General features: G+C 37.5%; 22 protein-coding genes, 1 tRNA gene and 1 pseudogene. 19 read left to right on the top strand and 5 right to left on the bottom strand.

Going from position 1 to position 21,711, the window contains the following annotated elements:
* The first annotated feature begins 8 nt into the window (after nt 1-8).
* From rapZ to OLD84_RS13055, 4 genes are all read left to right on the top strand, one after another.
* On the top strand, nt 9-893 hold the full coding sequence (gene rapZ, locus OLD84_RS13070) for an RNase adapter RapZ (RefSeq protein ID WP_209462616.1): 885 nt from the start codon (nt 9-11) through the stop codon (nt 891-893).
* A 2-nt stretch (nt 894-895) separates the two neighbouring features.
* On the top strand, nt 896-1,858 hold the full coding sequence (locus OLD84_RS13065; RefSeq protein ID WP_209462617.1) for a gluconeogenesis factor YvcK family protein: 963 nt from the start codon (nt 896-898) through the stop codon (nt 1,856-1,858).
* A gap of 36 nt (nt 1,859-1,894) precedes the next feature.
* A complete protein-coding gene (whiA, locus tag OLD84_RS13060) occupies nt 1,895-2,839 on the top strand; it encodes a DNA-binding protein WhiA (RefSeq protein WP_209462618.1) in 945 nt (314 codons plus the stop codon).
* Nucleotides 2,840-3,009: 170 nt separating this feature from the next.
* A complete protein-coding gene (locus OLD84_RS13055) occupies nt 3,010-3,264 on the top strand; it encodes an HPr family phosphocarrier protein (RefSeq protein ID WP_209462619.1) in 255 nt (84 codons plus the stop codon).
* A gap of 42 nt (nt 3,265-3,306) precedes the next feature.
* Here OLD84_RS13055 and clpP read toward each other — a convergent pair whose 3' ends face one another.
* Nucleotides 3,307-3,900 (bottom strand): ATP-dependent Clp endopeptidase proteolytic subunit ClpP, encoded by a 594-nt coding sequence (clpP, locus tag OLD84_RS13050; RefSeq protein WP_209462620.1) that lies wholly within the window; start codon nt 3,898-3,900, stop codon nt 3,307-3,309.
* A 363-nt stretch (nt 3,901-4,263) separates the two neighbouring features.
* Between clpP and OLD84_RS13045 the strand changes: the two genes are divergently transcribed.
* Nucleotides 4,264-4,337: transfer RNA gene (locus tag OLD84_RS13045), tRNA-Arg, on the top strand.
* Between the two features lie 66 nt (nt 4,338-4,403).
* Here the strand turns inward: OLD84_RS13045 and OLD84_RS13040 are convergent.
* Nucleotides 4,404-4,940: a shikimate kinase gene (locus OLD84_RS13040; RefSeq protein ID WP_209462621.1), complete on the bottom strand. Its 537-nt coding sequence runs from the start codon at nt 4,938-4,940 to the stop codon at nt 4,404-4,406.
* A gap of 316 nt (nt 4,941-5,256) precedes the next feature.
* On the opposite strand from OLD84_RS13040, the gene OLD84_RS13035 reads away from it, so the two are divergent.
* The 5 genes from OLD84_RS13035 to OLD84_RS13015 all read left to right on the top strand — a co-directional run bounded on the left by OLD84_RS13035 (nt 5,257) and on the right by OLD84_RS13015 (nt 11,044).
* On the top strand, nt 5,257-6,288 hold the full coding sequence (locus OLD84_RS13035; protein WP_209462622.1) for an ABC transporter ATP-binding protein: 1,032 nt from the start codon (nt 5,257-5,259) through the stop codon (nt 6,286-6,288).
* Complete coding sequence (locus tag OLD84_RS13030; RefSeq protein WP_209462623.1) at nt 6,263-7,240, top strand: ABC transporter ATP-binding protein; 978 nt, start codon at nt 6,263-6,265, stop codon at nt 7,238-7,240. Before OLD84_RS13035 ends, OLD84_RS13030 begins: the two co-directional genes overlap by 26 nt.
* Before the next feature lie 36 nt (nt 7,241-7,276).
* A complete protein-coding gene (locus tag OLD84_RS13025; RefSeq protein WP_209462624.1) occupies nt 7,277-8,977 on the top strand; it encodes an ABC transporter substrate-binding protein in 1,701 nt (566 codons plus the stop codon).
* Nucleotides 8,978-9,101: 124 nt separating this feature from the next.
* Nucleotides 9,102-10,103, top strand: a complete 1,002-nt coding sequence (locus tag OLD84_RS13020; RefSeq protein ID WP_209462750.1) for an ABC transporter permease — start codon at nt 9,102-9,104, stop codon at nt 10,101-10,103.
* Between the two features lie 14 nt (nt 10,104-10,117).
* Nucleotides 10,118-11,044, top strand: a complete 927-nt coding sequence (locus OLD84_RS13015; protein WP_209462625.1) for an ABC transporter permease — start codon at nt 10,118-10,120, stop codon at nt 11,042-11,044.
* Between the two features lie 68 nt (nt 11,045-11,112).
* Here OLD84_RS13015 and OLD84_RS13010 read toward each other — a convergent pair whose 3' ends face one another.
* Together OLD84_RS13010 and OLD84_RS13005 are read right to left on the bottom strand one after the other, a co-directional pair.
* On the bottom strand, nt 11,113-12,567 hold the full coding sequence (locus OLD84_RS13010) for a UDP-N-acetylmuramoyl-L-alanyl-D-glutamate--2,6-diaminopimelate ligase (protein ID WP_209462626.1): 1,455 nt from the start codon (nt 12,565-12,567) through the stop codon (nt 11,113-11,115).
* 496 nt (nt 12,568-13,063) lie between these two features.
* Nucleotides 13,064-13,840 carry a FixH family protein gene (locus OLD84_RS13005; protein ID WP_209462627.1) on the bottom strand — a complete coding sequence of 259 codons (777 nt, stop codon included), beginning with the start codon at nt 13,838-13,840 and terminating at the stop codon, nt 13,064-13,066.
* Between the two features lie 339 nt (nt 13,841-14,179).
* On the opposite strand from OLD84_RS13005, the pseudogene OLD84_RS19570 reads away from it, so the two are divergent.
* The 3 genes and pseudogenes from OLD84_RS19570 to OLD84_RS12995 all read left to right on the top strand — a co-directional run.
* A pseudogene (locus OLD84_RS19570) lies at nt 14,180-14,257 on the top strand (IS200/IS605 family transposase); the annotation flags it as partial.
* Nucleotides 14,250-14,405, top strand: coding sequence for an SMR family transporter (locus OLD84_RS13000; protein ID WP_264917203.1), 156 nt, complete (start codon nt 14,250-14,252; stop codon nt 14,403-14,405). The pseudogene OLD84_RS19570 and the gene OLD84_RS13000, both read left to right, overlap by 8 nt.
* A 90-nt stretch (nt 14,406-14,495) precedes the next feature.
* Entirely contained in the window at nt 14,496-15,431 is a 936-nt protein-coding gene (locus OLD84_RS12995; protein ID WP_209462628.1) for a fumarylacetoacetate hydrolase family protein, read from the top strand.
* A 54-nt stretch (nt 15,432-15,485) separates the two neighbouring features.
* Here OLD84_RS12995 and OLD84_RS12990 read toward each other — a convergent pair whose 3' ends face one another.
* On the bottom strand, nt 15,486-15,875 hold the full coding sequence (locus OLD84_RS12990) for an RNase H family protein (protein ID WP_209462629.1): 390 nt from the start codon (nt 15,873-15,875) through the stop codon (nt 15,486-15,488).
* A 248-nt stretch (nt 15,876-16,123) separates the two neighbouring features.
* On the opposite strand from OLD84_RS12990, the gene OLD84_RS12985 reads away from it, so the two are divergent.
* From OLD84_RS12985 to OLD84_RS12960, 6 genes are all read left to right on the top strand, one after another.
* Nucleotides 16,124-16,399, top strand: coding sequence for a hypothetical protein (locus OLD84_RS12985; RefSeq protein WP_209462630.1), 276 nt, complete (start codon nt 16,124-16,126; stop codon nt 16,397-16,399).
* An 88-nt stretch (nt 16,400-16,487) separates the two neighbouring features.
* Nucleotides 16,488-17,771, top strand: coding sequence for an RNA polymerase factor sigma-54 (rpoN, locus tag OLD84_RS12980; RefSeq protein WP_209462631.1), 1,284 nt, complete (start codon nt 16,488-16,490; stop codon nt 17,769-17,771).
* A 12-nt stretch (nt 17,772-17,783) separates the two neighbouring features.
* Nucleotides 17,784-18,026, top strand: a complete 243-nt coding sequence (locus OLD84_RS12975; protein WP_209462632.1) for a glutaredoxin family protein — start codon at nt 17,784-17,786, stop codon at nt 18,024-18,026.
* A gap of 270 nt (nt 18,027-18,296) precedes the next feature.
* Nucleotides 18,297-19,325 (top strand): sugar-binding transcriptional regulator, encoded by a 1,029-nt coding sequence (locus OLD84_RS12970; protein WP_209462633.1) that lies wholly within the window; start codon nt 18,297-18,299, stop codon nt 19,323-19,325.
* Between the two features lie 44 nt (nt 19,326-19,369).
* Entirely contained in the window at nt 19,370-20,377 is a 1,008-nt protein-coding gene (gene gap, locus OLD84_RS12965) for a type I glyceraldehyde-3-phosphate dehydrogenase (protein WP_209462634.1), read from the top strand.
* Between the two features lie 120 nt (nt 20,378-20,497).
* Complete coding sequence (locus OLD84_RS12960; protein ID WP_209462635.1) at nt 20,498-21,679, top strand: phosphoglycerate kinase; 1,182 nt, start codon at nt 20,498-20,500, stop codon at nt 21,677-21,679.
* Nucleotides 21,680-21,711 lie beyond the last annotated feature (32 nt).

Below are 21,711 nucleotides of genomic sequence, written 5' to 3'. Positions count from 1 at the left end.
ATTTTTAGATGAGAAATGGAGAACAGGAAACAAAATTAGTCATTATCACTGGGATGTCTGGGGCCGGAAAAACGGTCGCGGTTCAAAGCTTCGAGGATTTAGGGTATTATTGTGTGGATAATTTACCACCGACCCTGCTGCCAAAATTTCTCGAACTAATGAAAGACTCGACAAACAATATTCGAAAAGTTGCACTTGTAATGGATTTACGTGGGCGTGAATTCTTTGATTCATTATTTGAGGCGTTAGATGTCTTAGGGGAAGAAGACTGGCTTCAAGAGCATATCCTTTTTCTTGATGCGAAGGATGAATCACTTGTGAGCAGATATAAGGAAACAAGGCGTTCGCATCCATTAGCAGTGGAGGGTTTACCTTTAAATGGAATTCAACAGGAACGTGAAATTTTGGATGAATTAAGAGGAAGATCCCAACGTATTATTGATACGACTAATTTAAAGCCGAAAGAATTACGAGAAAAAATAGTTGAAAAATATACAGAGGAAAAACAAGAAACATTTTCTGTTCACATGGTTTCATTTGGGTTTAAATACGGCTTGCCAATCGATGCTGATTTAGTATTTGATGTTAGGTTTTTACCAAATCCGCATTATGTCCCACATATGAAGTCTCTAACAGGATTGAATACTGAGGTTTCGTCCTATGTTTTTAAGTGGGCGGATACACAGAAATTCATTGAAAAAGTGCTTGATCTACTACAGTTTATGCTTCCGCAATATAAAAAAGAAGGAAAGTCACAGCTTGTGGTTGCTATAGGATGCACAGGAGGACAGCATCGATCTGTAACACTGGCAGAACACTTCACAAAAGAACTATCTTCTAATTATATAACACATGTTAGCCATCGTGATATAGATAAAAGAAAGGGACATTAGCTATGAGTCAAGTTAATCATCCACGAGTCGTTGTGATAGGTGGGGGGACTGGTATGCCTGTTCTTTTACGCGGATTAAAAGAACTGCCCATTCACTTAACAGCACTTGTAACGGTAGCTGATGACGGTGGGAGTACAGGAAGACTACGGGAAGAAATGGAAATTCCGGCGCCAGGCGATATACGTAATGTAATAGCTGCGCTGTCTGATGCTGAACCAATGTTACTTGAACTTTTTCAGCACCGATTTGCAGTAGGTAATGGTTTATCCGGCCATTCAATGGGTAATTTATTATTAGCTGCCATGACGTCTGTTACTGGTAATTTTAATACAGGTATTAAAGAGATATCCCGCGTATTAAATGTAAAAGGAAAAATATACCCCATATCGAATGAAAATATGGCCTTACATGCACAAATGGTGGATGGGACCATTATATCTGGTGAATCCAATATTCCTCTTTCGAATAAACAAATAGAAAAGGTATTCCTTAGCCCACAGCCAATTAATCCATTGCCTAATGCAGTTCGGGCAATCGAAAAAGCTGATTTAGTTGTGATTGCACCAGGAAGTTTGTATACCAGTATCCTACCAGCCATGATCATGCCACAAATGGACGAAGCAATCAGAAACACCAAAGGGAAAGTAGTTTATGTCTGTAATGTCATGACTCAGGCTGGTGAAACAACAAGTTATACAGCTTCCGAGCATGTCCAAGCAATCATCAACCACGTTGGAAAAGGAAGTGTGAATTCGATCGTTGTGCATAACGAACCAATTGAAAAAACAGTCCGTGCTGTCTATGCAGAAGAAAATGCTGAACCAGTCGTTTATGATACGGATCGTCTACTCGAGATGGGGTTGCAGATAATCGAAGGAGATATTATTGACCATTCAAAACCGACCTTAAGGCACGATACTACAAAAATTTCTAAATTACTTTACTCCATTATAGAAACAGAATAAAAGCTGCTTTAACATCGCAACAAGGGAGGGATCAAATTGTCCTTTGCATCTGAAATAAAGAAAGAATTAACAGGCATGGAATTAGGCGATAAGGCCTGTATAGAATCAGAGCTTGCGGCATTAATTCGAATGAATGGAGCTGTCTCTGTTTCAAGAGATGACTATGTGCTTGATGTACAAACTGAAAATGCTGCAATCGCCCGTAGAATCTATACGTTAATTAAATCCATTTATAAAATTCCTGTTGAATTATTAGTACGTAAAAAAATGAAACTAAAAAAGAATAATGTCTATATTGTGCGATTGAAGGAAGATGTACGGATTCTTTTATCGGAAATGGATATATTGCGAGATCCATATACACTAGTACGGTCCATATCAAAAAAGTACATAGAAGGGCATGAGTTAAGAAGATCCTATTTGCGTGGAGCGTTTCTTGCAGGTGGATCGATAAACAATCCTGAAACATCATCTTATCATTTAGAGATCTTTAATTTTCATAAAGAGCATAATGATTCCTTATGTGAATTGATAAACGAGTTTGATCTTCGAGCACGGACATTGGAACGAAAAAATGGCTATATTGTTTACATTAAGGAAGCTGAGAAGATGACAGAGTTCTTAAATATAATCGGAGCACATAATGCATTGTTTAAATTTGAGGATGTCCGCATCATTCGTGATATGCGTAATTCGGTGAATCGCCTGGTAAATTGTGAGACAGCAAACTTAAATAAAACAATTGGTGCAGCATTTCGGCAAATTGAAAATATCAAGTTAATTGAAAATACGGTAGGAATTGATCAATTACCAGAAAAACTACAGGAAATTGCGACGTTACGTGTGCAGCATCAGGAATTGTCATTAAAGGAATTAGGGGAACACGTATCAAGCGGGAAAATCTCAAAATCCGGTGTTAATCACCGATTAAAGAAGATCGATGAATTTGCAAATAAAATTAAGCAAGGGCAGTTGTTATAAGAAGGAAAATAGAATTCCTATGCCTTGTTATGATATAATAGTGGTAAATAATGATAATTTAAACGGTGCTACCTATTAGATCAGCAGTCTATCGTGTCCGTGCCACGAGGGACTGCTGATTAGAATTGATTATTGATGATAACGGTTACGAACTTAGAGGAGATGACAACATGGTTGAGAAATCTATCAAAGTAGAATTGGATACAGGCTTGCAAGCAAGACCGGCAGCGTTATTTGTTCAAGAAGCAAACCGGTACGCAGCAGATCTTTTTCTTGAAAAAGAGGGAAAAAGAGTCAATGCGAAAAGCATTATGGGACTAATGAGCTTAGCTGTAACGAGGAGAGAGACGATTACAATCATTGCTGAAGGCCATGATGAAGAAGAAGCATTAAATCATTTAATTACCTTTGTATCCAGTTCATAATAGAAAATTCCCTTTCATATACGATGAAAGGGAGTTTTTACTTTATTTTTCGGTATTATTACGTTCTAAGATCTTATCAATCAAACCATACTCAACTGATTTTTCAGCAGTCATAAAGTTATCACGTTCCGTATCACGTTCAACTACTTCCATTGGTTGCCCGGTACGCTCAGCAAGAATCACATTCATTTTTCTTTTCATTTCAACGATACGTTTTGCATGGATTTCGATATCCGTTGCCTGACCCTGTGTACCGCCTAATGGTTGGTGAATCATTACTTCACTATTTGGAAGTGCGTAACGTTTTCCTTTTTCACCTGCAGCTAACAGGAATGCGCCCATTGATGCTGCCATTCCAGTACAGATTGTTGATACATTAGGTTTAATGAATTGCATCGTATCAAATATTGCCATACCAGCCGTGATGGATCCTCCTGGTGAGTTGATATAAAGTGAAATATCCTTATCTGGATCGTCAGCCTCAAGGAAAAGCAATTGTGCTACGATTGAGTTCGCAACATTATCATCGATTCCACTTCCAAGCATAATAATACGATCTTTTAATAATCGTGAGTAAATATCATATGCGCGTTCTCCTCGGTTGGTTTGTTCAATAACTGTAGGTATTAAATTCATGTAAAAAATCCTCCCTTATCTGGTAAACAATCTATTTTCATGATAACTAAATGGTCAATGAAGGTCAAACAAAAACGTTCAACAAATATTTTAGTATAAATCACACTTTCCATCATACCCTTCTATCACTAAAATAAACCTGGTTGACTATTTTTTGGCAGTAAGAAATCGCTGCCTAACAAAGCAAAGAATGCTTTTAAAGAATCTCTTTAACAAATGTCAAGTTTTCTAACTTGTATATATGAGGGTGAAGGGTTATAATAATTTTTGGCAGAAGAAAAGTATACTTTTCTTACTGCATAAGTGCAACTAGGGCATTTCGACTAATGCGTGAATGCAAGTTTTCTAACGAATAAATCTCATGCGCCCATAGCTCAGTTGGATAGAGCTTTGGTTTCCGGTACCAAGTGTCGGGGGTTCGAATCCCTCTGGGCGCACTTCATTGCATAGAAAAGACAAGGGCGCTAGCAACATTTCCCCTTGTCTTTTCTTATGTACAGACACTACTTCTTTAGGATAGAGTCAACAATGAAGTCAGCCGTTTCATCAATTGAATAATCATCGGTTTTCACCCTGAAATGGTGATCCTTGTAAGTAGATTGCCTATCATAAAATAGCTTCTCCATTTCATCAATGGTTTTTCCTTGTAACACCGGCCTACTATCGACTAGTAAACTAATTCTATCTTGCCATACCTCCCATGAGATATCCAGGAAGATCACAATACATTCCGATAAACAGAGTTTCTTCGTTTCATCTTGTAAAAAAGCTCCACCGCCAACAGAAATGATTTTTAGTTTTTCAATGCCTGTGTAATTTTTAATCATATCTTTTTCTTTGGCGCGAAAGGCATCCTCTCCTATCGTTTGGAATATTTGAGAAGTTGGCATGCTGTATGTTTTTTCAATTTCTTCGTCTATGTCTATAAAATCCCATTGTAATTTGTTGGCCAATGCTCTACCAATCGTCGTTTTACCAACACCCATAAACCCTATCAACACAAGATCTTTCTCTCTAAGCAAATCCTCATCAGTATCCATAATATGCCTCTTTCTATCTTATTGGTTAAAAATAGTATAATCTAATTCTATTTATTTGTAAAAAGATGCTAGAATTTTTGGTTAGGCGGTTTATAAAACAGTCATGATTTAAAAGAACTATTTAGGGAAAAAACGAAACGTAAAAAAATGGAATGTACTCTACACTTTAAAAATATACTTGCAATATTAGGTACTATTAAGTATATTAGTAACATATTAATTATAAAATTCTCAATATTGGCATCAAAAGTACTAGTAGAAAAACTTAATATAATTTACGTTTTTAGAAAACGCTTGCATAAAGGAGGACAGGATCATGTCACATTCAGACGTCGTTCTGGAATTAAACGATTTGCATACACATTTTTTTACAGATGCTGGTGAAATCCCTGCTGTAGATGGTGTTAGTATAAACGTACATAAAGGTGAAGTGGTTGGTATAGTTGGTGAGTCAGGGTGTGGGAAAAGTGTAACATCTTTATCTATTATGCATTTGGTACCTCGTCCACCAGGTAGAATTGTTAATGGTGAAATTAATTTTAAAGGAGAAAATCTCGCTCATGCAACGGAAGCTCGTATGAAGAAAATACGTGGAAACGAGATATCCATGATTTTTCAAGAACCAATGACCTCTTTGGACCCATTATTTACGATAGGCAATCAGATGGGAGAAGCAATTCGTCTTCATCAAAAAATGAGTAAGAAAGAAGCGCGTCGTAAATCAATCGATATGTTAAAGCTAGTGGAAATACCACGACCAGAAGCTATTATCGACGAATATCCACATCAATTATCCGGTGGAATGAGACAGCGTGTGATGATTGCGATGTCGATGTCCTGTGATCCAGAATTATTAATTGCTGATGAGCCAACGACAGCATTGGATGTCACCATTCAAGCACAAATATTGGATTTAATGCGAAGTTTAAATAAAGAAAAAGATACTGCTATTTTATTAATCACTCATGATTTAGGGGTTGTTGCGGAAATTTGTGATCGAGTTACGGTCATGTATTCTGGTCAGGTTGTGGAAGAAGGTACAATGAGAGAAATTTTAAAAGATCCAAAGCATCCGTACTCCAAGGGCCTAATTCGTTCCTTGCCTAAAATTCACGAAAGGGAGCAAAAACTTTATTCGATTCCAGGTACTGTACCTAAGCCCAAGATGGAACGGATTGGCTGCCATTTTGCACCTCGCTGTGAGTTTGCTTTTGATCGTTGTTTCGGGGAAAGTCCAAAGCTTTATTCCCTAGGAAATAATCGCGTAAGTCGTTGCTTCTTATACGATGAGAAGGGCGGAAAGGAAGGAGCTGAGGCAGAAAATGCCGAATCCACTATTAGAAGTTAAAGGCTTAAAAAAATATTTCGATATAAATGGTGGCGTTTTTGGGAGGAAAGTAGGGGAAGTAAAAGCAGTGGATGGTGTTTCATTCGCGGTCATGGAAGGAGAAATCCTTGGAATAGTAGGAGAATCAGGCTGTGGAAAATCTACAGCAGGTAAATCAATTCTGCGCCTAATGGAGCCAACTGAAGGAGAAGTAAGGTTCGAGGATCGAAACATAACCAATTTAAACCCTGAAGAAATGCGACAGTTAAGACGTGATATGCAGATTATATTCCAGGATCCGTATGCTTCCCTGAACCCGAGGCATACGGTTGAAAAAATAATTAATGAGCCACTGTTAATTCACAGTGAACTTTCGTCTGAACAACGAAAAGAGCGTGTTCAGGAATTATTGGAGATTGTAGGTTTAAGTGCTTATCACGCCTCTAGGTATCCACATCAATTCAGCGGGGGACAAAGACAGCGAATAGGCATTGCTCGGGCATTGGCGAATAATCCGAAACTAATCATTTGTGATGAACCTGTTTCTGCCTTAGATGTATCTGTTCAATCCCAAATATTGAACTTGATGGAAGAGCTTCGAGATGAATTTAATTTGACGTATGTTTTTATTGCGCATGACCTTAGTGTGGTGAAACACATAAGTGATCGGGTTGGTGTGATGTATTTAGGTAGGATGGTTGAATTAACAACGAAAGATAAATTATATGATGAACCGAAACATCCATATACACAAGCTCTTTTATCGGCTGTACCTTCGCCAGATCCCGATGTCCCCAGGGACCGCGTTATATTAAAGGGGGATGTACCAAGTCCTGCGAACCCACCTGCTGGCTGTGCATTTCACACAAGATGCCCACAAGCAATGGATATTTGTAAGCAGGTCAGGCCACAGTTTGAAGAGATTGAGGATAATCATTTTGTTGCATGCCACCTTTATGGTGACGTGCAATAGAATTTATCAATTTTTATAAAAAGAGGGGGAAAAGGCATGAAGTTGAAGTATTCATTTTTATTTGCTCTAATGCTTGCTTTTATTTTAGTACTTGCAGCATGTAGTGGAGATGGTGGAGCAGATTCTGCTTCATCAGAGGAAGAGGATGGAGTGGAAGAAGAGGGTGACGCTGAAGAAAGTGATGACGATGCAGATTCAGAAGCTGACACAGAAGCAGACGGGGACCAAGTTCTATTATTTGCCCGTGGCGGTGATTCTGAAAGTTTAGACCCATCGAGTACGACAGATGGTGAGTCATCTCGTGTGACCGTTCAAGTACTGGAAAGTTTACTACAATTTGAAGAAGATTCATTTGAACTGCAACCAGGGTTAGCGCATGACTGGGATGTTTCAGGTGATGGTTTAAACTATACGTTCTATTTGGAGGAAGGTGTCACTTTCCACGATGGGACGGACTTTAACGCCGATGCAGTAAAAACAAACTTTGAACGTTGGTCAGATCCGGAGCATGAATATGGATTTGCGGATGATAATTATGTGTACTCCATGTATGGAACCATGTTCGGTGGTTTCAAAGGAGATGATGGGCACGTAATTGATGAGATCAATGTTGTAAATGATCATGAAATAGAATTTGTTTTATCACAACCATTAGGTTTCTTCTTACAAAATATGGGCATGAGTTATTTTGGGATAACTTCTCCGGCAGCTTTTGAAGAATTTGGACCCGAAATTAACGAAAACCCGGTAGGAACTGGGCCGTTTGAATTTGTTAGCTGGAGCAAAGATGATTCGATTGTTCTGGAAAAAAATGAGGATTATCGTATTGATGGATTACCACATCTTGATCAAGTAGTCTTCGAAGTGGTACCTGATAATGCGGCACGTTTGATTGCACTTCGTTCAGGTGAGATAGATATCATGGATGGATTGAATCCAGATGATGCTGCAGGAATTGAATCCGAAGAAGGGTTAGAATTGTTTACACGTGCAGAGAATAATATTGGCTATTTAGGTTTTAATGTTGAGAAAGAACCATTAGATAATCCGGATTTGCGTCATGCGATTAATTATGCAATTGATAAACAAGCAATTGCTGACGCACTATATGCTGGGTACGCAAATACTGCTAAAAATCCACTTCCACCTAGTTATATGGGATATAACGATGATGTGGAAGCCTATGAATATGATCTCGACAAAGCAGAGGAATTACTGGCAGAAGCTGGTTACGAGGATGGTCTAGAGATTGAACTCTGGACAATGCCTGTAGCAAGACCGTATATGCCAGATCCAGAGACAACTGCTGAAATTGTTCAAAATAATTTAGCAGACATAGGAATTGATGTAACGATCGTGCGAGAAGAATGGGCTCCTTATCTTGATAAGACAATGGATGGGGAACATGAAATGTATATGCTTGGTTGGTCAGGAACAAATGGAGATCCGGATTATTTCTTAAGTAGTTTACTACATGGAGATAATATAGGTAGTAGTAACAGAGAGTTTTATGAGAATCCTGAAGTGGATGACTTGTTAGACGAAGCAAAAAGATCGGTTGATCAAGATGAACGCGCAGCATTTTATCAAGAAGCTCAGGCGCTAATTTCAGAAGATTCACCAATGGTGACATTAGTCCATTCTACTCCTGTTTTAGCAACTTCTAGTAATGTATTAAATTATGTACCACATCCTTCAACAAGTGAACCATTAACAGAAGTAGAGTTAACGAACTAAGATTTCAAGGGGTAGTAGTTGCTTACTACTGCCCCATTTCTATCTAATAAGAAAGACAAGTTCTGTACGCCTACCCAGTTATAGTTATTGTTTCTTCGATTATAAATAGAATAGGGGTGAAATGATGTTTGCCTATATTATGCGCCGTTTATTAATGCTCATTCCTGTTTTAATTGGGATGACATTAATCACATTCTCTATCGTACATCTTATACCAGGGAATCCAGCACAGGTAATATTAGGGGAAACGGCAACAGCAGAAGCCATCGAAGACTTGGAAGAAACGATGGGGATTAATGAGCCTTATCCTATTCAATATGGTATTTACGTAACGGATTTGCTTCAAGGGGACTTAGGAACTTCCCTACGATCAAAATCAGAAATAAGCAGTGAAATATGGCCCTACATAGCTGCTACCTTTGAGTTAACTTTTTTTGCTATTATATTTGCCGTTTTTATCGGTGTTAATGCTGGGATTATAAGCGCATGGAAGCAAAATTCGTGGTTTGATTTTCTAGCAATGTTTTTTGCACTAGTCGGTGTATCGATGCCGGTTTTTTGGTTAGCATTAATGGAACAGTGGGTTTTTGCCCAGGAGCTTGGCTGGCTTCCAGCATACGGAAGGGAAAATAGTAGAGACCCGATAGCCCCAATTACGTATTTTTACGTATTAGATTCACTCATTCATCTGGATTTTTCCAGAGTTATAACGAGTTTAAGGCATTTAGTCTTACCAAGTATTGCTTTAGGTACGATTCCAATGGCAATTATCGCTAGAATGACACGTTCCAGTATGCTTGAGGTGATGAATTCAGATTATATTCGAACAGTCCGTGCAAAAGGGTCGGGTCAATTTATGATCATTTACAAGCATGCATTAAAAAATGCTACCATCCCAGTTGTAACGGTTATTGGCTTACAAACAGGCGTACTCTTGGGCGGCGCTATTCTAACCGAGACTATCTTTAGTTGGCCTGGTATCGGAAGGTATGTTTATGAAGCAATAAGTTATCGGGATTATCCAGTCATTCAGTCAGGTATTCTTGTCATCGCGGTTATTTTTGTATTTATTAATTTAATTGTTGATATACTTTATAAACTTATTGATCCACGGATTAACTATTAAGGGGGGACGTTTCGATGAAGACAAAAGAAAAACGATCAGAACAGCAAGTAGCAAACCCTGCAAAAAGTGGTCAGCAATTGGATACAGAAGAAATTGAAGCGATTTCTCCCTGGAAGGATACATTGAAACAGTTACGGAAAAATCGCTTTGCATTTGCGGGAGTCATTATAATTGTTTTTTTTATATGTCTTGGGTTATTTGCACCGCTTCTAACCTCTTCAGGATATGAGGATCAGGAGCTTGCTAATAGATTACAGTCACCATCCGCTGAGCATTGGCTTGGAACGGATGATCTTGGACGAGACATATTTACACGAATAGCTTATGGGGCAAGAGTCTCTCTCCAAGTAGGCTTTTTTGCTGTAACAGGTGCTTTAGTCTTTGGGACGTTATTGGGGATTGTGGCCGGGTATTTCGGCCGCTGGATTGACATGATTATATCACGTATATTTGATATATTACTTGCATTTCCAAGCATTCTATTAGCCATTGCAGTTGTAGCTATTTTAGGAGCTTCTTTGCAAAATGCATTAATTGCAATTGCCATAATAAATATTCCTATTTTCGGTAGACTAGTTCGCTCGAAAGTAATTAGCCTACGTGAGGAAGAATATATCATGGCAGCAAAAGCACAGGGAATGAAGAATGGACGAATTTTATTACATCATATATTACCAAACAGCGCAGCCCCGATTATTGTTCAATCAACCCTTGGATTTGGAACAGCTATTTTAGAAGCGGCGGCTTTAGGGTTTCTTGGACTGGGAGCACAGGCACCGACTCCAGAATGGGGAAAAATGCTTGCAGACTCACGTGATTTTATTCAGTTGGCTCCTTGGACGCTAATTGTACCTGGTGTAGCTATTATGTTAGTTGTCTTAGGGTTTAATTTAATAGGTGATGGATTGAGGGATGCACTGGATCCGAAGATGAAGAATTAAATGGGATTGATAGATATTGCGGGGAAAAACAGATAGTACCCTTTAATCTTAAGGATACTATCTGTTTATTATGATGAAATTAGGCTTTTACGACTTTGTAAAATCTCGAGGCTGACTAATTTATCATCGAATTCTATTTTTTCTTTTCCAATGATTTGATAATTCTCATGTCCTTTTCCTGCGATCAGTATTAAATCTTCTGAGGTGGACATGTCGATTGCTTTTTTGATAGCATCTTCTCTATTTGTTAGTGAAATAGGCTGTTTTTCCATACCGAATTTAATATCTTCCATGATTAATTCCTCTTTTTCAGTACGAGGATTATCTGATGTTACAATAACCACATCACTTCGTTCTTCAGCAATTTTCCCCATCAAAGGTCTTTTTTCAGTATCTCTGTCTCCTCCACAACCGAACACAGTGATAATCTTATTGTTTCCTTTTAATTTGTTCAATGTTTCCAACACGTTTTCTAAACCATCTGGTGAATGCGCATAATCGACATAAATATTTCTTTCATCCGTAAGAACTTTTTCAAGTCTGCCAGGCACTCCCTTAAATGTTTTTACCTGATTCTTAATCGTTAAGTAGTCCATACCTTCGAGTAAGCATGTTGAAATTGCTGCAGTTAAATTATAAATATTAAACATACCAATCAAGCTTGTTTCAAATCGATATTCTTCATCATTATGTAAAACGCTAAATGCCGTTCCGTTTTCTGAAATTTGAATAGAAGTTGCTTGGAAATCGCTTTTAGCTTCAATTCCATACGTTATAATTTTAGCATCACAATTTTCTATTATTGTATCTGCGTAAGGATCATCCTTATTTATAATTGCATAACTATCAATCGGAAGTTCATCAAATAATAATTTTTTTGCCTGTAAGTAATTTTCCATTGTGTAATGGTAGTCCAAGTGATCGGTTGATAGATTTGTGAATATACTATATTTAAATGGAATTCCTTTTGTTCGCTTTTGATGTAGCGCGTGGCTTGATACTTCCATAATGTTTTTATCAATATTAGTTTCCACGAAATAGTTCAATATCCCAAACAACTCCGGCGCTTGCGGTGTGGTAGGTGTGTTCAAACTAAATGTTACGGGCTCCTTGTCTATTTGTATTCCAAGGGTACCGATATAGGAGGTTTTCACATAACCGTTATAAAGGTGTTGAATGATACTACCCACACTGGTTTTACCGTTCGTTCCCGTGATCCCAATGTGTTCCATTTTTCTTTCTGGCTGATCATAAAATGAAGAAAAAATCTGGGATAACTTTTCCCTAACATCTGGATCTATCATATATGGTTTTTGCGTATTTATTTCTTTTTCAGCGATAAAAAAAGAAACATTATCTTCTATATCTTGTACCTTTGTATGTGGATCAAAATTCTCTCCTTCTAATAAAATAAATAATGAGCCTTTTGGTACATCTCTGGTATCGACAGAAATATCTTCTATACCTGTATCAGGAAAATTTTCATGTGAATAAATGGTTGAAAATATATCGCGTAGTTTCACGAAATCCACTCCCTTTTGTTTGCTTAGAATTCAGTTTTTATTGCAGTTTAACGGGCAGGTCGACTAAATATGGCACTATGCATAAATGCTCGCCAACTGAAAATATTTATGCGTTGAACCCTACTGAATGAAGTTTTACTTTATGTATTCGACCAGTCTAATATAACTAGACGAACAAAATTTAATACCCATTTTAGGTAAATTATACTACAATCATTTCAATTAAGATACGATAAATTACAAAAATATTTCATTTTTTTACATAAAATTACAATAAGTGCTATTTTGTGTTTTTATCGTAGTTAACGGAAAGTAAAATTATCATTGAATGAAGGAAGTAGAGTTTATAGGCAGGTAGGAAACCAGCTATCAGAAATACCATCTATGTTTTAGTTCAATCCTACACAAAGAAGCCCTTGGCAACTCCAATTGAGTTACCAAGGGCTTAAACGTTCACGATCAAGTTATGACAATACGAGAAATTCAGCATCTCGTTCTATTCATTAATTATTACTTCATGCTCCTCATGTTCGTGTAAACCGTCATCATCTTCAACGTGAATTTGAATGTAGTACGTTCCATCCTCTGGAAATTCATGAGTAGCTATATATTCTCCGCTTTCAGATTCTTCAGCATCAATCCATTCATGCTGATCTGATACTTCGTAATTCCAAATTTCATAACGAACATCCGCACCTTCAAATTCTTCCTCATCCATTTGTAAATAAACGATCAATTCAGTGTCCTCGCCAGCGTTCACTTCATCAGGCTGGACAAAATGCATTCCAAATCCATCTGCATGAAACTCATTTTCCTCTGCATCTCCATCTCCATCTGCATTTTCTTGATCAACGGGTGCTCCTTCACCAACAGTTACTGATTTTTTCGGCATCGTATGCATGGTTCTTGCTGTCGTATGGGCATACATTTCATAAACACCATCTTGTTCGAATACAGTTTCAGCTGTATAGGTTCCGTCTCCATGATTTTCACTATCCATCATTTCACTATCTTCTTCGTTACCTACTTCCCAGACTTCAAAAACAACCTCATCCGCATCTTCTACAGCTTCTTCACCATATGTAACGAATGCTTCCATCTCAATTGTTTCATCTACATCAGCAGTTTCAGGGACGTCAAATTCTACTTCAAGCACATCTAGATCATCTTCCGTTATTTCCTCAGAAGATCCTTCGGTGTTATCTTCATCCCCACATGCAGACAGTAAAGTTAAAGCCACTATCAATGGCAGTAACCAGAATTTAGTTTTCATCGTATTCCCTCCAGTTCATAAAGGTACAATTTGTGCTAGAAATATAGCCATAGTATAACATTTAAATTTAGTTGATTGGTGAATGATTAGTGAACTTTTTTTGGTTGAAGGATTTAAGTATAGTAGCAGATTTTAGGGATAATGGATAATGTAGGTAGATTCTATCAATATCCAAGTAGTTTCTCGTTCTAATAGGAAGTACAGTAGAAGAATGGAACCATGAAGGCGACTACATTCATATTTTGTTCGCAGATAGGAAAGTATAAAACTTTCCTACTGCATAAGTGCAACTCAGGCACTCGCCATTAAAGGCTTGGCGAATACCAAGTTTTCTAATGTTCAGTTCCAAGTATCGACTTATCAAAAGCAATTAACAGCTATAAGAGCGTTAGTTCACGTTTCGTCAAACGTGATTTTTCGTAATAAAACAATATCAATTCCGCTTGGAACGGCCTATGCTGTATGGGTAGGGTTAGGCGCAGCAGGAGCAGTGTTAATGGGAGTTATGTTTTTCAATGAAGCTTACAGGTTGGAAACGAATCCTCTTTTTCTATATGTATGGTGAAGAAATTTGCGATTATTCTATATTTTTTCGTAATTCTTTGGTAAACTTTATTAAATGCTAATTATAATTATTTTAGAAGAGGTGTTTATTATGAAACTGGTAAGCTACAAATTTAAGCAAAATTTGGGAGATCTTAGAATAGGCTTTATAATAAATGAAAAAGTGTACGACATACAAGAAGGTTATCGTCAATTATTGATTTTTAGACAGGAAGAAGACTTGGCAAATGCTGTTGACACTGTACTTCCTGCAGATCCAGATCGTTTTTTCTCTATTGGGGAAAGTGCTATTGAAAGAGCGGCAGAAGCTTATAATTATATAAGGGTGAGCGATAGTCATTTTACTGCCTTTCATCTGGAGGATTTATACTTATCCAACCCTGTTCTTAATCCTTCAAAAATAATTTGTGTTGGGAAGAACTATGCTGACCATGTAGCTGAAATGAAAAGCGATCTCCCAGAATACCCTGTGCTTTTTGCGAAGTTTAACAATGCGCTTATTGGACCTGAGGATGCCATTGAAAAACCAGAAGTTACAACGAAACTCGATTATGAAGTTGAATTAGCTGTCGTGATTGGTAAAGAAACCTCAAAGGTTAGCCAAGAGGACGCACTCGATTATGTGGCTGGCTATACGATTGGAAATGATATTTCAGCTCGTGACTTGCAGAAAAGGACACCGCAATGGCTGCAAGGGAAAACCTTGGATCGTAGTACACCTATTGGACCATGGGTAGTTACATCAGATGAAATGACTGAGCCTTCGGACTTAGCTATTCGTTCCTATGTAAACGGAGAAGTGCGTCAATCTTCAACTACAAGTAATTTAATTTTCGATGTCCCTTATCTAATTGAATTTATATCTAATTTGATTACCTTGAAACCAGGCGACATTATCCTAACTGGAACTCCAGATGGTGTAGGATTTGCCATGGATCCACCACAGTATTTAACCGGTGGTGATGTTGTCACTCTAGAAATAGAAAATATTGGTAAAATGGTGAATAAAGTACAAGAGCCAGAATAAATAACAGTAACCCAATTTGCACAAATTATGTAGCGATCTGATATTCTGGCAAAATCAATTCATGCGAACTGCCTCTCTAGCTAGTCTGTCGGCATGTTTGTTTTGCTTTTCAGGAATCCATTTAATAAAAAAATGCGGAAACTTCGTTGTTTCTTCCCTTATTTTTTCTAAAAAGGGAAGGAACACTTTGTTTTTCGTGTAGTCTTTTTCGATGATATCCACAACTGTTCGGGAATCGGAACGGAAGGAAACGATCTCTTTAGGAAAGGATTCGCTGCAGATCTCAAGCGCTTTGATAACTGCTTGGAATTCAGCTTCATGGTTTGATAAATCCCCCAACGGAAATGCGTACTCATAATTTCTTTTGTTTTCTTTAATAAAAATCCCTGCTCCACTTGGGCCAGGATTCCCACTTGATGCTCCATCTGTATATACTTCAATCATTTAAAACGTCCTTTCTTTCATTCCATAATAGCTATGAGTGATTAAAGGTGCTAGAATTCCGCCCCCCATTGAATGAAGTTTTACTATCATTATAATACGCATTTCAAAAGTTTTCATGATTAAGGCAGAGAAGAACCGTTTATTTTGATGATAAGAAATTTCATATTGTATAGAATTATGATTGTGTTTATGGTAATTTTAAGGAAATTAATATACATTTAAAAAATCTGAACAAAGGAGGAGTATAGGTGGATTATACACTTATAGGGTTAGTTTTAGTAGCATTTCTATATTTGTTTAATAGGATAGTTACACTGGAAGGTCGCGTCATAAGAATGAAAAATACGGTAGATCAGCTTACAAAACAGGTTGAATTACCGGAAGATCCAATAAATCAGGAACTACGTGAACTTATAAAAGAAGGTGAAGATGTAAAAGCGATAAAAGAGGCTAGAAAAGTATTAGGGTTTTCATTAGTAGAGGGGAAGGAATATGTAGATTCGTTGAAAATGGAACGTAAATAAGCTTGGTGAATTGGTGCACGTTGGGAATGACAGACATTATACATGTATGGCATAATAGAGATGAAGGCGCTTTACAGGAGTGTTGATAATGAAGCCGAGGCTTGTCCAGGAACAGACGTTACAATGGAAAATGAATCAGTCACTTCTACAGTCCATTCATATTCTTCAGTTTGATAGCGTGGAATTGATTGATTATATTAAAGAAGTGTCTAAGGAAAATCCACTGATTGAAGAAGTTAATTACGATTATGATTTTGCGCAATATAAATCCTCAAGTTCCAATGATGTTTCAATTGGTGAAATCAATCAAGCAGAGTTAACAATGTATGACCACTTGAAAAATCAGCTATATACACTGGATATGACCGACGAACAGGAGCCGATTATTCTATTTGGAATTGATTCGTTAGACGAAGATGGTTATTTAACTGTAGATATCGACCTCTGGGCGAAGCAATGTCATACAACGGAAGAAACAGTTGAACAAGCTTTGGTAATGATCCAATCCCTAGAACCAGCTGGTATTGCTGCTCGTTCACTTAGTGAATGTATTTTAATACAATTAAAGAAAATGAATATTACGCAGTCATTTATTGAAGATTTATTAAAAGAGCATTTGAATTGGATTGCTGAAGAGAATTATCAAACAATTGCGGCACATTATGCAACGAATGAAGCGAATATAAAGGAAATTATCGATTGTATTAAATTATGTCACCCAAAACCTGGAAAGCTTTTAGTGACAGAAAAACCTGAATATATTATTCCAGAGGCGTCCATTTATAAGGCAGAAGGAACTTGGAAGGTATCTTTTTATAAATGGAATTCACCAACAATAGAAATAAATCAATCCTATAAAGAATTTAAGGATGTGGGAGAGGAAACTGCTGCATACCTAAAAGAAAAGTATAAACAAGTGGACTGGTTACAACAGGCGATTAAATACCGGTCTCATACGTTAGAGCATGTTGTGAAAAATATAGTTGAAAAGCAGTATATGTATTTTGAACATGGTGCATTTATGCTTCAGCCTCTTACGCTAAGAGAGATTGCCAATGATTTAGATCTGCATGTATCAACTGTTAGCAGGACAATAAATAATAAATATGTCCAAACAACGCAGGGCGTTACGCCGGTGAAATTTTTTTTGCAATCAGGTATAAAACAATTAGATGGAAAACAGACTGCTTCGTTTGTGATAAAAAAATTAATAGGTGAATTAATGCAACATGAAAATAAAATAAAACCCTTGTCAGATGAACAGATTAAAAAGAAGTTGGATGATGAGTTCGATATTAAAATAGCCCGCCGAACGGTTATGAAGTATCGTAAGCAACTAAACATTCCATCATCAACAAAACGAAAACAATAGGGGGGAGATAGGATGACGAATGTTATCTATTATATGAAAGAAAACTGCTCGCTTTGCGATGATGCACATGCATTGCTTACCATGCTTCAGCATGATTACAAATTTACGATTGAGCCAAGGGATATATATACAAATGATGCTTGGCTCGAAGAATATCAGCTCTTAATTCCATATGTAATAATAAATGAAACGGAATTAGATGGCGAGCAAATCAATATTGATACGTTGGAGCAAGCACTTAAGGAAAACACCTAGGTGCGGGGAACAAAAGGCTTACGCCACAAATCCTGGTGATAAGCCAAGTTTTCTCAAAAGCGCGAAGTAAAATGCATCCCATTACCCACTCGAATTAGCAATCCGCTCACGGAAAACGAATTTCCTTTTCACTTCAACAGCATATTATTTGTGTATCATTCACGATATGCTATAATAAAAATATAGCAAGCGTTAAATTTTTTTATCCGTTCCGGGACATAATATAACCATCTGGGACTATTAGGTCCTACAATGAAAAGGAGTCTTTTCATGAGAGCTTTAATTGATTTGCAGAAAAAATTATTACCTGATCTGTTAGATGTTATGAAGCAAAGGTATTCGATTCTGCACAGTGTAGAACTTTTTCAACCAATTGGGAGGAGAGGACTTGCGGAAAACACTAATTTGACAGAACGTAATGTACGTGGCGAGGTCGAATTCTTATATGAACAAGGCTTAATCCAAGTAACGGCTAAAGGAATGTATGTAACAAAAGAGGGTAAATTAACGCTTGAACAACTTACTGACTTTATGAATGAAATAATGGGCTTAAGTGTTTTAGAAAAGCAAATAAAGGATAAATTACAAGTAGAGCATGTTATTATTGTTCCTGGTAATAGCGATGATTATGAATGGGTGAAGCAAGATATGGGAAAAGCATGCGCTGCATTCCTGAAAAAAATCGTTCAGCCTAACAATACAATTGCTGTAACAGGTGGTACAACCATGGCTTCAGCAGCAGATGTGATGACAGTGTTAAACAAGGAAAATAACTATTTATTTGTACCAGCTCGTGGGGGAATTGGTGAAAAAGTCGAAAACCAGGCAAATACAATTGCTTCCGAGATGGCGAGGAAAACAAATGGGGACTATCGCTTGTTATATGTCCCGGATCCATTAAGTGAGTCAGCTTATCAGACGATCATCAATGAGCCTTCCATCAATGAAACATTACAGCAAATAAAAGGCGCAAATGTTGTTTTACATGGAATAGGTGATGCGCTAACCATGGCAAAGCGCAGGAAAACAGCAGAGACCACTATTGCCAAATTAAAAACAAATAAAGCCGTGAGTGAAGCATTTGGTTATTATTTTGATAAGGACGGAAATGTTGTTCATAAAGTGCGAACAGTAGGTATCCAATTAGAAGATTTATCTACCATCGACTATGTTATTACAATAGCTGGAGGGAAATCAAAAGGACAAGCTATCACATCCTATTTTAAGCAGGGTAAAAGTGACTTGCTTATTACAGATGAAGCAGCAGCAGAACAGATTTTAAGGGGAAGTCCCCTTTAAATATAATTTTAAAAAATATATAAGAAAATATAGGAGGAGTAAATATGACAGTAAAAATAGGTATTAATGGCTTTGGAAGAATTGGTCGTAACGTATATCGTCAAGCATTAAAGAATGAAGAGGTAGAGGTAGTTGCAGTAAATGATTTAACGGATGCAAATATGCTAGCGCATTTACTGAAATATGATTCTGTTCACGGCAGATTAGAAGAAGAAGTAACCGTAAATGGTTCTAATATTGTTGTTGGTGGAAAAGAAGTGAAAGTATTATCAGAGCGCGACCCAGCAGATCTAGGATGGGGCGATCTAGGTGTGGAAGTCGTAATCGAATCTACTGGTCGTTTCACTGAACGTAATGATGCACAGAAGCATATTGATGCTGGAGCGAAGAAAGTTATTATTTCAGCTCCTGCTAAGGAAGAAGATCTTACAATGGTAATGGGTGTAAACGAAAAAGATTACGATCCAAGTCAACACCATGTATTATCCAATGCATCTTGTACTACAAATGGTATCGCACCACTTGCTAAGGTACTTCATGAGAATTTCGGTTTAAAACATGGACTAATGACAACTATTCACTCCTATACAAATGATCAGCAAATCCTAGATTTACCGCATAAAGATTACCGTCGTGCACGTGCAGCAGCAGAGAATATTATCCCAACATCAACAGGCGCGGCTAAAGTAGTTGGAAAAGTATTACCAGAATTAGACGGTAAACTTAATGGTATGGCTGTTCGTGTACCGACACCAGATGGCTCACTAATCGATTTTGTTGCAGATCTTGATAAAAATGTAACAGAAGAAGAGGTAAATAAAGCATTTGAAGAAGCATCTAAAGGAGATTTGAGCGGCGTATTAGAATATACGGAAGACCCGCTTGTATCAACAGATATTATCGGTAACCCAAATTCATCTATTTTTGATAGTTTATCTACTATGGTAATTCAAGACAACATGGTTAAAGTAATTTCTTGGTATGATAACGAAATGGGCTACTCTGCACGTTGTGTAGATATGGCTGTATATATCAAAAAACAAGGACTATAAGGTACAGAGAAACGGGGGAGGAGAGCATTCCTCCTCCGTTTCCTATATAATGATTAATAGAGCCTGATTAGGGGAAAACCTAATAAGAATTACATAAATGAAGATAGGGAGGTTGTCCAAATGAATAAGAAAACACTTCAAGACCTTGAACTCAAAGGAAAGAAAGTCTTTTGTCGTGTGGATTTTAATGTGCCAATGAAAGATGGTACCGTTACTGATGAAACACGTATAAAAGCAGCACGTCCAACCATTGATTATTTATCTGAAAAAGGTGCGAAAGTGATTTTGGCAAGCCATCTTGGCCGGCCTAAGGGCGAGGCAGTAGAAGAATTGCGCTTGGATCCTGTTGCAAAGAGCTTAAGTGAATTAATCAGTAAAGAAGTTATAAAGACTGATTCTGTTCATGGTGCAGAAGTAAATGACGCTATTTCACAATTGAATGATGGTGATGTGTTATTGCTTGAAAATGTCCGTTTTGAAGCTGGTGAAGAACAAAATGATGCCATTTTAGCGCAAGCTTTTGCAGATATGGCAGATTACTATGTCAATGATGCATTTGGTGCAGCGCACCGCGCACATGCTTCCACAACAGGTGTTGCAGAAAAGTTACCTGCTGTTGCAGGCCATCTAATGGAAAAAGAACTTGCGGTATTGGGCAAAGCATTAGAGGACCCGGATCGTCCTTTTACAGCGATTATCGGTGGAGCAAAAGTGAAAGATAAAATAAATGTTATTGACCATTTATTGGATAAAGTAGATAACTTAATTATTGGTGGTGGACTAGCCTATACCTTTGTCAAAGCGCAGGGGCATGAAGTTGGAAAATCATTATTGGAAGAAGATAAGCTAGATTTAGCAAAAGATTTCATGAAAAAAGCACAAGAAAAAGGCGTTAACTTTCTTCTACCAACAGATGTTGTTGTAGCAGATGATTTTTCCGATTCTGCAAACACCAAAATCACACCAATTGACCAGATTCCATCAGATTGGGAAGCGTTGGATATTGGCCCTGAAACGCGAAAAACGTATAGCCAAGTTGTAGCTGATTCGAAGCTGATCATTTGGAATGGGCCTATGGGTGTTTTTGAAATGAATACTTTTGCTGGTGGAACCAAGGAAGTTGCCGAGAGTTTAGCAAACACAGAAGGGTATACCATAATTGGTGGTGGTGATTCAGCTGCAGCTGTAGAAAAATTCGACCTTGCAGAAGAAATGGATCACGTATCTACTGGTGGCGGAGCGTCACTTGAATTCATGGAAGGAAAAGTTCTTCCTGGCGTAGAAGCTTTAACGGATAAATAGAAGAAATAAACAAAATGATAAATGTGTGCTTT

Source organism: Virgibacillus natechei (assembly GCF_026013645.1).
GTDB lineage: Bacteria > Bacillota > Bacilli > Bacillales > Amphibacillaceae > Virgibacillus_L > Virgibacillus_L natechei.
This window is presented reverse-complemented; position numbering and strand designations above follow the sequence as displayed.